This is a genomic window from Clostridia bacterium, from assembly GCA_017394805.1.
GTDB lineage: Bacteria > Bacillota > Clostridia > Christensenellales > CAG-1252 > RUG14300.
The window spans coordinates 15,968-29,221 of record JAFPXC010000001.1 but is presented as its reverse complement, the minus strand read 5'-3'; the positions used below and the strand labels follow the sequence as shown (position 1 = coordinate 29,221).

The following is a 13,254-nucleotide window of genomic DNA, read 5'->3' as shown; positions in this document are numbered from 1 at the left end:
ATAAGAGTTGTTTTTGCGATTGCAAAAGTGAGATTATCGTTAGATATCCGTGCGAATGAAGAAGTTGAGTTCGGCCAAAGCCCGAATGGCGTTTTCGAGATAACGCTCGTCCGTAATGGGCCACTTGTAGCCCAGATGATAGAGCGCTTTGTTGGAAAACTCGTTGTCCGATTGAATGAAGGCGTGCGCCTTGCCGTCCGAAGAGGCGTAATTGATGAGAGCGGACACCAGCATATTCTTCTTTTCGTCGGCCATCATTTCTTTGAGGGCGCGCACAAATTCCTCGTCCGGCACCACGTCGATGCCGAAGCCCATCTCGTTCATCGCGTAGATGACGTCGCCCATCTGCACCTGATGCGAGTTGGCGGCGTGGAACGTGGTGAACTCTTTGCCCGTGGTGGACAGTAGCAACACGGCCTTGGCCACTTCGTCGATGGGGGTGAAGTCGATGACGGCGTCCATACTGTTGACGGGGAACTTCTTGAGAGTGGCGTAGCCTTTGAGGTTGCGCATAAAGCCGTTGGTGATGGCGTTGACCTGGAACTCGCCGTCCGACAGTCGGCTCATCAAGTTGCCTACGCGGATCATCTTGGCGTCCAACCCCTCGCGCTCGATGGCTTCTACGATGGCTTGCTCGGCCTTGAATTTGGAATTGACGTACTTGTTGGAGATGTCCTGCCCGAAGTAGAGTTGCGTCTCTTTCATGCGGTAGGTCGGGGGGAACTTGTTGCCCACATTCTCGCCCGCGACGGACAAAGTGGAGATTTGAATGAGCCTGGCGTCGTGCGCCAAAGCCACCTTGATAAGGTTCTCCACCCCGCCTACGTTGATGCGCTCGATAATGTCGTCCGCGGCGAAGTGCTTGACGCAGGCGGCCGCGTTGATGATGGTGTCTATCTGCTCGTCTTTCAGTTTGTCCAAGAGGTCGGCGTTGGTGATGTCGCCGTCGATCACGGTGAGGCGATTGTCCACGAGGTCGTCCGCCGTTTCGTCGAAGTAGTACATCATCATGGCCGACAAGCGCGTTTTGGCGTCCAAGGTCTTGCTGCTACGGCTCAATACCACCGTGTCCACCCCGTCGTCCAAGAGGGCTTTGAGTATGTGAGAGCCGAGGAAGCCCGTGCCGCCCGCGAGGAGCGTTCTGCCGAGGGGGCGCACGGACGCAATCTCGTTGACGTAGGTCACCGCGTTGTGGCGGAGCGCCTCTTCGCTCTTTTCTTCCTCTTGCACCGCTTGCGTTTCTGCCGTTTGGCCGCTCGCCTCGGTGATATGTTTGGCCAAAGCGCGGGCGGTGGGATTGTCGAAAATGTCCTTGTAGGCCACGGGATAACTCTTGCCCGCGGCGTACATAGACACCTTCGCGGCGCTTATCGAAGTGCCGCCGATGTCGAAGAAATCGTCGGTGGCGCCGACTTTTTCAAGTCCCAATATGTTGGCGAACACCTTGCATATCTCGCGTTCGAGCGCGGTGGTCGGCTCGTCTTTGACGCTCGTATCCGCCGCGTTGCGCACGGGGGCGGGCAAAGCGCGTTTGTTGACTTTTTGGTTTTGGTTGAGGGGTATCTCGTCCAACTGCATAAAGGCCGCAGGCACCATATAGGGGGGCTTTTTGCTCTTGATGAACTCGCCGATGGCGCCGAAGTCCAATTTGTCGTCCGCCACGACGTAGGCCGCGAGGAACTTGCCGCCGAAGGCCTTGTCCTCGAAGGCTTGCACGGTCACGTTTTTGACGCCGGGGTACTCGCGTATAACGCCTTCAACCTCGGCCAATTCGATGCGGAAACCGCGTATCTTCACCTGCCCGTCGTTGCGCCCTACGAAGTCGATGCTACCGTCCGCGAGGCGGCGCACCACGTCGCCCGTGCGATACGCGCGCTCGAAGCCTGAGGTGCTGTCGAAGGGGTTGGCAATAAAGACCTTTTTGGTCTGCTCGGGTAGGTCGAGGTAGCCTCTGCCTACGCCCGCGCCCGCTATCCACAACTCGCCCAACGCGCCTACGGGCAATTCGTCGCCCGCTTTGCCCACGACGTACAGTTTGTAGTTCCACAAGGCCGCGCCGATGGGATTGCGGTAGTAGAGGCGATCTATCTTCCATATCGTGGAGAAGATGGTGCATTCGGTGGGGCCGTATCCGTTCCAAAGCGCGAACCCTTTGGGCGGATTGACGGGAGCGAGCGTTTCGCCGCCCACCGACAGGTGCGCAAGGCTTTCGCCCGCAATGTTTTCGGCGAACATACGCCCCATCTGGGTGGTCATAAAGACGTGCGACACCCCGTTCTCCTTGAACGCTTCGTTGAGGGCGTTGAGGTCAAGGCGCATATCTTCGGGAATGACGTAGACCGCCGCACCCGTCGTGAGCGCGGGGTACAAATCCATCATATCCGCGTCGAAGCCGAAACTCGCGTAAGCGCCCACCACCGATTCGGGGGTGAGATCGTAATGCGCTCTATACCAAGTGCAGAAGTTGACGAGGTTGTGATGCTCGAGCATCACGCCCTTGGGCGTGCCCGTCGTGCCCGAGGTGTACAGGATGATGAACATATTATTCCCTTTGAGCGAGGGATCGACGGGTTTCGCCTGCGGCAGAGAGGGAACGTCCTCGATGAAAAGGCGGTCGCCCTCGTATTCGGACAGCAACCCGATGAGGGCGCTATCCGCGATGACCAATTTTGCCTTGGCGTTTTGCACCATAAAGTTGAGCCGCTCGGGGGGATAGGAGGGATCCAACGGCTCGTAGGCCGCGCCCGCTTTGAGCACGCCCAAGGCCGCTATCACCATATATTCCCCTCTCGGGACGAGAATGGACACGCGGTCTTCTTTGCCCACGCCACGGCTTTGGACGTAGGCGGCCACGCGGTCGGATATCTCGTCCAATTGCCGATAGGTGAGGCGCTTGTCGCGGAAGATGACGGCGTTGCGCTCGGGGTACGCCGCGGCGGCGCGTCTGAAGAGGGTAACGACGTCGGTATCCTCGGTTTCGTGCGCCACGAAGGTAGCGTCCAGACGGGCCTTTTCTTGGGGCGAAAGCAGGGATATTTCGTCTATTTTGACGCCCGAAATCATCGCGTTGAGCGCCGCCACGGTGCTTTGCAGCAAGGAGCGAATGCTCCATTCTTCGTAGTAGCGCGCGTTGTATTCGCAATCTAAGCGGAAGCCGTTTCCCGTTTCGTACACGAAGACGGAGAGGTCTGCTTTGAGCGCGTCCAATTTGAGCATCACGCTTTCGGCTGGTTGTCCGCCGACCGTCAGCCCCGTGCCGATATTGCCCTCGTACACGAACATCACGTTGGCTTTGACGCCGAAGTTGCGGGATATTTCGGCAAAGGGATAGACGTCGTTGGCCATGTCGTCTGCGAGCAGTTTGGCCACGTTGCGCACGGCGTCTTTGGCGCTTTGCCCCGCCGTCATGCGGAATACCACGGGCAATGTGTGCACGTACATACCGATGGCGTCCGCCAGACGACTGTCACTACGGCCGTTGTAGACGGTGGTATACACGCAGTCTTCCCGCGCCAGAAACTTGGCCAAGGCGTAGCCGAACGCGGCGTTCCAAAGGGCGTTGACGGTGGTGCCGCTATCTTTGAGGAAGGCGGCGAGAGGGGCTTTGTCTATGACGGCGGCCACCAAGAAATCTTCCCCTCGGTCGACGCCTTCGTCGCGGTCGCGAATGGGCATACATTCGGTGTCCACCGCGCCCAAAAGATCCTCGTAATAGGCTTTGGCCCGACGATAGTCGTCGCTCTTTACTCTTTCCTCTTCGTCCAAGGCCACTTCGAACCCCGTGTAGGTTTCGGCGGGGACGCTTTGACCTTGATAGGCTTCTTCCACTTCGCGCATAAAGACGACCAGCGATTCGCCGTCGAATACGATATGGTGCGCGTCCACGAACAGATAATTCTGCTTGCCGTCCGTGACGATGGCGGCGCGGAAGAGATCGTCTTTTTGCAGGTCGAAGGGCTTGACGAGACCGCTCGTTTCGCCCTCGGCAACCGTGATGCGACCGACCGCTATCTTGCGCGCGTCGTCGCGGGTGGCCACCACGTCCCCGTCGTCACGGACGTGCAGGCGCATTTTGAGATAGGGGTGCGCGTCCACGACCCTCTCTACGGCCTCGGCCAGGCGTTCTACGTCCACCGAGGGGTGGAGTTTGATCAAAACGGGGATATTGTAGACGGTGGTATCGGGGTGGGTGGTACATTCCACGAAAATGCCTTCCTGCAACTTGGAGAGGGGGTATTCCGCCCGTATTTCGTAGGTCTTCACTTCCTCTTTGGCCGCCAGCCGCGCGGTCAACGCCCGCACGGTGGGGCAGGCGCGGAAGTCGGCGTTGCCCACCTCTTTGCCGAATCGTTTGGACAAGAGAATGGCGAAACGGATAGAGGACACGCTGGTGAGGCCCGCCTCGTAGACGTCCGTGGTAACGCCGAAGTCCCGCGTGCCCAGAATGCCCGCGAGAATGTCGTACACCGCTTGCTCGTCCTCACCCGCGGGCGCTACCTTTTCGCGCTGTTTGAGTTGGGGCTGCGGCAAGGCGCGTTTGTTGACTTTTTGGTTTTGGTTGAGGGGAATGGCGTCTATCTGCATCGTGTAGGCGGGCACCATATAGGGGGGCTTTTTGGACGCGATAAAGGCGTTGAGGTCGTCCACGTCTATCTCGTCGTTCGACACGACGTAGGCGCACAAATACTTGACGCCCGCGGGGTCCACGAAGTCCTTGACGGTGGCGTCTTTGACGCCCGCGTATTCCCGAATGACCTTTTCCACTTCCGAGAGTTCCACGCGGAAGCCGCGTATCTTCACCTGACCGTCCTTGCGACCGATGAAGTCCAACGTGCCGTCCGCGAGATAGCGCACCACGTCGCCCGTGCGATAGAGCCGCGCAAAGGCGGCGTCTTCGTCGAAGGGATTAAGGAGAAAGGCTTTTTTGTTCTCTTCCTCACGGTTGAGATAGCCCCTCGCCACCTGCGGGCCGGCTATGCACAATTCGCCTTGCGCCAAGGTGGGCAGGCGACGGCCGTTTTTGTCGAGGACGTAGGTCTTGTAGGTTTCGTTGGCTTTGCCGATAGGCACGCGATAGTACGTGCGATCCACCACTTGGGCCGAGCAATATACCGTGCCCTCGGTGGGACCGTAGCCGTTGGCCAACGTGTATTTGGGCGGTGCGACGGGCACCAACTTTTCGCCGCCGACCAAGAGGAAACGCAACGTGGGCGCGTCTATCATTTCGATGAATTGCCGCCCCACCTGCGTGGTGAGCATGGCGTGCGTGACGCCGTTTTGGTTGAAGTAGTCCCCCAACTTGATGAGGTCCAGCCTGAGTTCGTTGGGTATGACGTATACGCACCCGCCGTGCGTGAGGGTGGGATAGAGGTCGAGCATATCCGCGTCGAACCCGTACGATGCGTAGGCGGCTACTCTGGCCGTATGGTCTACGCCGAACCGCCGCGCGTGATAGGTGGCGAACGTGTTGAGGTTGCCGTGCTCGAGCATAACGCCTTTCGGCACGCCCGTCGAACCCGACGTATACAGCATAATGAACAAATCTCGGGGCCGCACGTCCACCCGAGGCGCCGCGTGGTCGGGCAACGCGTCTACTTCGTCCGTGTAGAGAATGGGGCCGTCGTAGTCTTGCAACAAATCGAGGTCACGGTCCTTGATGAGGGCCTTGGCGGCGACGTCCTTGACCATGAACGCCAATCGCTCCACGGGGTAAGACGGATCGAGGGGCTGGTAGGCCGCGCCCGATTTGAGCACGCCCAACGAGGCGATGACGATATATTCGCTCTTGTTGATGAGTACGGACACCACGTCCTCTTTGCCCACGCCTTTGGCCGCGAGGTAGGCGGCTATATTGTCGGACAAGCGATCCACGTCACGATAGGTGTAGCGCTTGTCGCGGAACACGACGGCGGGGTGGTCGGGATATTTCTTTACCATATCGCGGAAATCGTCCAATACCGTGCGGTTTGCGTCTATATAGGAGAGGTCCGCGCGGTTGAAAGAATCCAACAGCGCCTTTTCCTTTTCGTCGACGAGATCGACGTCGGCAAGCGCGGCTTTTCGCAAAAACTCTTTGAGCGCCACGTCGTAGAGGCGGATGAGGTGCCGAACGGTGTCCTCTTCGTAGAGGTCGGCGCGGTACTCTACCCACACCAGGAAGCACCCGTTTTCACGATATACTTCCACGCTCAACTTGTCCTTGCCGTCCTTGCGGTCGAGAAGGGACACGAAGGCGTCACGCCCCTCCCACTCGGTCTTGTAGAAACTGTCCCCTTGATAGGCGAACATCACGCCGTCGGGCACGCCCAAATCCTTGACCGCGTCCGAGAAGGGATACAGTAGGCTGGCGGTCGCGCCCACCAGATAGTCGTTGGCGGCCGAGAGGTATTCGGCCACCGTTTCTTTGTTTTCCAGATAGAAGGGAAAGGTCTTGACGAACATACCCAACGAATGGCGCGTCATCTCGTCGCGGCCGTTGTTGACGGTGAGGAAGAGCGCCTTGTCGTCCATATTGATTTTGGACAACAAATAGCCGAAAGTCGCCAAGAAGAATGCCGACGTTTTGATTTTCAGCCGTTTGGTCAGGTCTTTTACGTCCGCGTTGAGGACGGTGAGGTCCTGATGGAACGTGCCGTGAAGGATCGTGCCCTCCGACTTGTCCTCGATGAGCGCGGAATCGGTCTCGGGGTCTTTGACGGCCTTCTCGAAGAAATCTTTTGCCTTGCGGTAGTCGTCCGTTTGCAGGCGTTTTTGCTCGTCAAGGCCGAATTCGTTGGCGCTGTAGGTCTCTTTTTCGATGGATTCGCCGCGATAGACGGCGCCCACTTGGTCGATGAACAATTTGGCCGAAGTGCCGTCGAAAATGATATGATGGAAGTCGAAGACGAAGACGTATTCGCCCGCCACGCGGTACAAAGCCAAGCGGAACAAATGCCGCCCCAGCATCTCGAAGGGGGGCGACTGTACGTCGAGTTCGTCCACCTCGACGACGGGCAACTCTATGGGTACGGGTTGGAGTTTTTTGTATATGCCGCCGTCCTCTCCCTCGAACAACACGGTGAACAGATAGGGGTGCGCGTCGAATACCGCGGCCACCGCGGCGGTGAAACGAGGAACGTCCAAGGATTTGCCCAACCGCAGTACGTTGGTGAGGTTGTAGGCGTCGGTAGGCGTAAGACAGGATACGTAGATGCCTTCTTCGGTTTTGGACAGCGGATAATATTGGCTCATAGTATATTCTCCTTTTCAATGGCCCACTCAAACGGTCGGTCGGTGCGGCACGTGACGGATAGCACGCAGTCGCCCACCTCGGTTTGGCGGGAATAATAGCGATGATTTTTGTAGGTCTTGCACCCTTCGAGGGGCAAGGCGGGCACTTCGTCGGGTTTGACGTCAAAGCCCGTGCCTTCGGCTTTGACCAGGCTCTCTTTGGCCGTCCACAGACGGAAAAAGTCCTCGTCCGAGTGGACGTGCGCCCGCTCGTCGGAGGCGGCGATATAGTTGCGCAAATCCGCGTCGGCCGTGCGGACGCGCTCCACGTCTACGCCCACGTCAAAGGGGGCGAGCGCCAAAGCCACCAGCCATTCGGTGTGCGACACGTTGAAGCAAACGGCGAGGGAAAGGGGCTTGCCCTCGGGCGAAACCGTCCACGTCCCCACGTATTTCCGTTTGAGAAAGGCCGATACGAGGTGCAGCACCTTGTCGTCGGGGCTTCGGTAGCGGTCGGCCTCGGCTACGTCCTCTGCGAGGACGAAGGGCAAGGCGCGGGCTTTTGCCCACGTCAGACCACGAGTCTTTGCCAATACCACCTTTACCATATCCGTTCGCTCCTTATCTGTCGGTCGAGCGGCGCGCCTACGGGCGACTTTGCCGCAAAACCGCGCCGCGCGTATCCTCGATCATTCGCGGCTTCGCGTGTTGTCGGCCAGGTTCCACCGCTTGATGGACAGCATGGACAACAAGTGGCTGGCGACTATGATGACGAACACGAAGGCAAAGGCGGCAAGAACGGTCGTCGCCTTGACGGTGAGGGGGAATATCTGAGAGGACGAATTGACCATCGCGTACAGAGCGGCGGACGCGCCCACGCCCGCGGGAATGGCGAAGATGGACGACAATACCAGTTGCGCCACGCCCTGCAACGTCCACAGGTTGGACACGTCCAGCACCGTGAAGCCGATGAGGCGGAAGACGGATATTTGCCGTTTTTGCTCCATCAAGGCGTTCTGCCCCATGATGCACAAAATGATGAAGCCCATCGCGAGGGAGAATCCGATAAGCAGATAGATGAAGATGTCGATGGCGCCGAACATACCGCGCATATCCTTGCGGAGATTTTTCGAGAACACGGTGACGGTGGCGGGATTGTGCTCCTGCATATAGGTAAGGAAAGCCGCGTCGTCGTTGAGATTGAGGATATACGTGGAGATATATTGCATATCCATACGCACGAGTTCCGCCTTGGTCATAAAGGCGATGGTGTGCCCGTATTGGAAGGAGATGGCGGACACACGGTAGGGCACGCCGTTCATCTTCACCCAATCGCCCTTCTTGACGCCTATCGCCTTGGCGACGGGTTGCGGCAAGACTACGCCCGACGAGGGCAAGGACATATCACCTTTGCCTTTTTCGTCGGGAATGACAATGAGATCGTTGTTGGGATCCTCGTCAAACCCCACGCAAGCGATGGACGCGTGCTTTTTGGAGTCGTACAGGTTTTCGACCTTGGCGTAGGTGCAGTAGCAATCCAAAAATTGTTTCACCGAAGGCTGGCTGCGCACGGCGGCTATATCTTCCTCGGTGGCCACGGACGCCATATAGACCTGCGCGTCGAAAGACCATCTCTCGTCCACCGTCTGATGCAATAGGTTCATCTTTGCGTCGTAGAAGAAGAGGGACATAAGGATAATGACGAACGACGCGAGGATGGCGAAAGCGGACACCAAAAAGCGCTTGGGGTTTTGCGCGATGGAATTGACGCCGAGTCTTATAATCATAGGCGCGCGGTCGATGGCGGCCTCCAATTTGGGCGACATACGCTTGCGCTTGGCCTCGTTGGAGATGGTGGCGTCTTTGGGCGTGATGCGGAAAATACTACGGCAGGAGAATGCCGTGGCGCCTTGCGCGAATACCATCAACGCCAACACCGACAACACCGCGATGAGGGGATTGACGCCGTAGGGAATGGTCGGAATGGAATAGACGTTGATAAGGGCGGAGGCCAGCATACGATTGAGGCCTATGGCGACGCCCGTACCCAGCGCGCCCGCGCAAAGGGACATAATGAGCGTGAACACCTGGAAGATGGATATAATATCCAATTTGCCCGCGCCGATGGACATCATAATGCCTATTTGCGGCGTCATCGCCTTGATGATCTGGTTGATAAACAGGCTGATGATGATCATCGTCACCGAGAAGAAGAACACGGGCAAAAATACCGCCGCCACGCGCATGGTCTTGATGGAGTTCTCGACGTAGGCGTAATAGGCTTGCTTGTGATTTTCGGTGACGGAATCGACCTTTACCTCTTTTTCGGGGGTTTTCAGATACTTGTTGACGTTGTAGACGACCACTTCTTCGGGCAGTCCGTCTTCGCCCTTGATGAGGATCTGGTTGGCGAATACGCGCGTGTAGTCCATGCCCAGGACGTAGGTATCGACGAGGTCGGGAATGGTGCCGCCCGCGGCTTCGACCGCTTTTTCGTAAACGGCGCGGAACGCGTCGTTCGCTTCTATCTTGTTTTCAATGGCGACGGCCGCTTCGGCGATCAATTTGTCCAATTCGCTCTCGGCGACGTAGACGTAGCCGAAGTCGGTGTTGTCCGACCATACGAGGGCGTTGACGCGGGGGAGAATGGCCTCGGGCGTCTCGATGATCTCGTAGACGTTGCAGTCGAGGAAGGTGTCGTAGAACCCTATCTTGACCGAATCGCCGGGCTTGAAGCCGTTGTTGTCGGCGAATTTGCGCACGAGGGAGACGTTGACTTTGTCCGCGCTCTTTTCGGCGGCCGTTTTGAGCACGAAGCGATTGAAGCGGGACGTGCCGTCGTCTTTGAACGTAAACAGCTTCATCGTGTACGTGTGCTTGTCGTCCGCCGTTTTCATATTGGCGGTCATGGTCAGGCGGTACTCCACGGTTTCCACGCCGTCCACTTGCGACAAGTCAGCCAGCTTGGTGAGGGAAGTGAACCCGATATCGGCCACGACGTTGACGTCCTCATATTCCGATAAATAGGTGCGGAAGGTCTCGCCCAAATTGCGCAAGGTGGAGGCGAACGCCGTCAAGAGACCGATGGACAGCATCGAAACGAAGACCATAGAAATGAACAGCCCTATGAACTTCTTGAAAAAGGGCTTGAGCATCGTGCCGATCATATTACCAAATCACCTCTTCCGCTTTGACGACGTGGTCGTTGTATTCCTCTTTGACCACTTGCCCGTTTTTCATCGTGATGATACGGTTGGCCATACCAGCTATCTCGCGGGTGTGCGTCACCAACACGATGGTTTTGCCTTCGTTGTGTATGTCCTCGAGCAGTTTGAGGACGGCTTTGCCCGACACGTCGTCCAATGCGCCCGTGGGTTCGTCGCAGAGGAGTATGTCGCTGGGCTTGTTGAGGGCGCGGGCGATGGCCACGCGCTGTTGCTGTCCGCCCGACAGTTGACGGGGGAATTTATCCTTTTTGTCGGCCAATTCCACGCGTTCCAAGAGCGCCATGGCGCGTTCTTTGTTGCGCGAGCCGGGGGCCAACACGACGTTTTGATAGACGGTGATATCGTTGATGAGGTTGAAGAACTGATAGACGAATCCTATCGTATTGCGGCGGTACAAGGTCAACTGCTTGTCGTTGAATTTGACGATGTCTTGTCCGTTGACCAATATTTCGCCCGATTCCACCTTGTCTATGCCGCCCAGCATATTAAGGAAGGTGGACTTGCCCGAGCCCGAGCCGCCCAAGATCACCAAAAAGTCGTGTTCGTACACGTTGATGGACACCTTGTTCAACGCAAAGGTCAAGCCTTCGCCCTCGCCGTAGGTTTTTACGAGGTTTTTCGCTTCTATCAGCAATTTTTGTTCCATATCGGTTTCCTCTTTTTCGATTATTTCGTCATCGTAACGCCTTCGCCGTAGATGGTCTTGAAGTCGTTTTTCATCGAGATGATGGTGTAGCCGCGCGTTTCCCATTGCGCTTTGCGTTTGGCGGTCTCCGTGAGGTCGGCGTGGTCTCTTTCGGCGTCGTCCGCGATGAGCATAAAGGCCATCGAGCGGTATTTATTGTCGGTGACGGTGTACTCGTGCATACTCACGTCGCCGCTGCTGTTGCCGAAGGAAAGCACGGGTTGCTTGCCGATCTCCTGCGCGATTTGGAAGACCTTGTTCATCTTGAGGTTCTTTATCCACAGACTGTCGCCTCTTACCAAGGTGTCCTTGCCGCCGTCGTTGAATTGATAGTGCAGATTGTTGTAGTGATAGCCCTCGTTGTTCTCATAGGTCGGCTCGTTGGTGGCCACCAAGGTGACGTCCATGCCGATGATTTGGTTTTCGGGCAGGTTGAGCGCTTCGCACGCCACCGCGCGGCAGATCATGCGGTCGGAGCCGCTGACCACGTAGCAGGTAAAGTCGTTTTGTTGCAGGTAGGTCACCACCTCTATCATGGGTTTGTAGATGGAGTCGGCGTATTTCAACCCCGTGAATCCTTGCGCGTCCTGTTGCAGGAAGGTCTTGACGTATTGTATAAACTCGTTGGGCGTCATCCCCGCGAAGGCTTTGGCTTGCGCCTTGCCGTGGCGCACGTCGTACTCGGGGATAGCGGGCGTCTTGTAGTTCTTGCCAGCTTCGCGTATCTCGGTGGCGACTTCGACGAGGTCTTCGCTCGCTTGGTAGGTAGGATCGTCCAAGCAGCGGTAGGCCAAGAGAAGATACTCGAGATACTCGGGGAACAATTCGCCGCACAAGGTGCCGTCCATGTCGAACACCGCGATGCGATCTTCCACGGGGATATACTCTTTGCTGTTTTTGTCCGTCACCGCTTTGACGTACTCTTTGAGCGACGTCAAGGCCGTACATTCGTTCCAGGTATCGAACTTGACGGCGTCTTTGCCGTTGGCGCACGCCGTAACGCCGGCGACGACGGCGACGATTAATAATACCACGATTGCTTTTTTGACGAATTTCATAGTTCTCTCCTCGCTTATTTCTGCGCGTATGCGTTGGCGCGCAGATAAAATACTTTTTCATTATACAACCATACGAACGCCCATTCTTACGAATGGTATCTATACTACGTATAGATTGGTCGCTACGCTCCCCGCGTTCGGTTGCAATGCGGCGCAAGCGTTATGCAAATACTTCGCTTCGCTCGTGCTTGCACGCTTGCTTCTATTATACAACCATACGAACGCCCATTCTTACGAATGGTATCTATACTGCGTATAGATTGGTCGCTACGCTCCCCGCGTTCGGTTGCAATGCGGCGCAAGCGTTATGCAAATACTTCGCTTCGCTCGTGCTTGCACACTTGCTTCTATTATAACAAGTAGCCGTCGGCTTTTCAATACCGAATTACAACTTTAGTTACGTTTTTTACGGGGTGAGCGGAAGAAGGCCGACGCGGGCGATGCCCCCAAGGTGGAACGCTTGACAAACGGGCGTGAAATCCCTATAATCCATAGCGATCGCGGTGCGCACCGCACCGCAAAAAGTTGTGCGTATTATGAGCATAAGGCAAGGGGAAACGACACTTTCTTTCGTAAAATCATCTATCGAATCCGTCGATTCGAAAGCACTTCTTCAAGAGTTGAACGAGGTGCTTATCGGCACACTCGGGCACGACGGCACCCTCACGTTTGTCCCGAAGATTTCGGGCAAAACAAAGCGTTTTTCCTCGTCGGATACGAATGTGGCACGCCCATATGTTGCGCCGGCGTGCGCGTTTTGGACGACGAAACGGGTGAAGTGAAGCGCGTGTACGCTCGCACCCGCAGTCGTGGCGTAGGCGCCGCGCAGATGGCGGCCGTGGAAGACGAGGCGCGCGCCTTAGGTTACCGCCGCCTCGTACTGGAGTGCCGCGGCGGGAACCCCCGCGCCATTGCGTTTTATCTTCGCAACGGCTATTCGGTCTGCCCCAACCATCCGCCCTACGACGTCGAGTCGGACGCCGTATGCATGGAGAAGTATCTATAAGCGATTTCGGCGTGTTTTATCCGATTAACCGTAAAAATTTTCGTTTACCATCTATGCGTGACAAAACAA

Annotated in this window: 6 protein-coding genes; 1 reads left to right on the top strand and 5 read right to left on the bottom strand. The window is 56.8% G+C overall.

Annotated elements, in window-relative coordinates; all coding sequences use genetic code 11:
• Positions 1-39: 39 nt before the first annotated feature.
• The 5 genes from II896_00110 to II896_00090 all read right to left on the bottom strand — a co-directional run bounded on the left by II896_00110 (position 40) and on the right by II896_00090 (position 12,179).
• Positions 40-7,230 (bottom strand): amino acid adenylation domain-containing protein, encoded by a 7,191-nt coding sequence (locus II896_00110; GenBank protein MBQ4443048.1) that lies wholly within the window; start codon positions 7,228-7,230, stop codon positions 40-42.
• The gene (locus tag II896_00105; GenBank protein ID MBQ4443047.1) at positions 7,227-7,817 is read right to left on the bottom strand and encodes a 4'-phosphopantetheinyl transferase superfamily protein; all 591 of its coding nucleotides are present in this window, start codon (positions 7,815-7,817) and stop codon (positions 7,227-7,229) included. The genes II896_00110 and II896_00105 overlap by 4 nt, the downstream gene beginning before the upstream one ends.
• Positions 7,818-7,898: 81 nt before the next feature.
• On the bottom strand, positions 7,899-10,376 hold the full coding sequence (locus II896_00100) for a hypothetical protein (protein ID MBQ4443046.1): 2,478 nt from the start codon (positions 10,374-10,376) through the stop codon (positions 7,899-7,901).
• A 1-nt stretch (position 10,377) separates the two neighbouring features.
• Positions 10,378-11,082, bottom strand: a complete 705-nt coding sequence (locus tag II896_00095) for an ABC transporter ATP-binding protein (GenBank protein MBQ4443045.1) — start codon at positions 11,080-11,082, stop codon at positions 10,378-10,380.
• A gap of 20 nt (positions 11,083-11,102) precedes the next feature.
• Positions 11,103-12,179, bottom strand: a complete 1,077-nt coding sequence (locus tag II896_00090) for a haloacid dehalogenase-like hydrolase (GenBank protein ID MBQ4443044.1) — start codon at positions 12,177-12,179, stop codon at positions 11,103-11,105.
• A gap of 451 nt (positions 12,180-12,630) precedes the next feature.
• Between II896_00090 and II896_00085 the strand changes: the two genes are divergently transcribed.
• The gene (locus tag II896_00085; GenBank protein MBQ4443043.1) at positions 12,631-13,185 is read left to right on the top strand and encodes a GNAT family N-acetyltransferase; all 555 of its coding nucleotides are present in this window, start codon (positions 12,631-12,633) and stop codon (positions 13,183-13,185) included.
• The last annotated feature ends 69 nt before the right edge of the window (positions 13,186-13,254 follow it).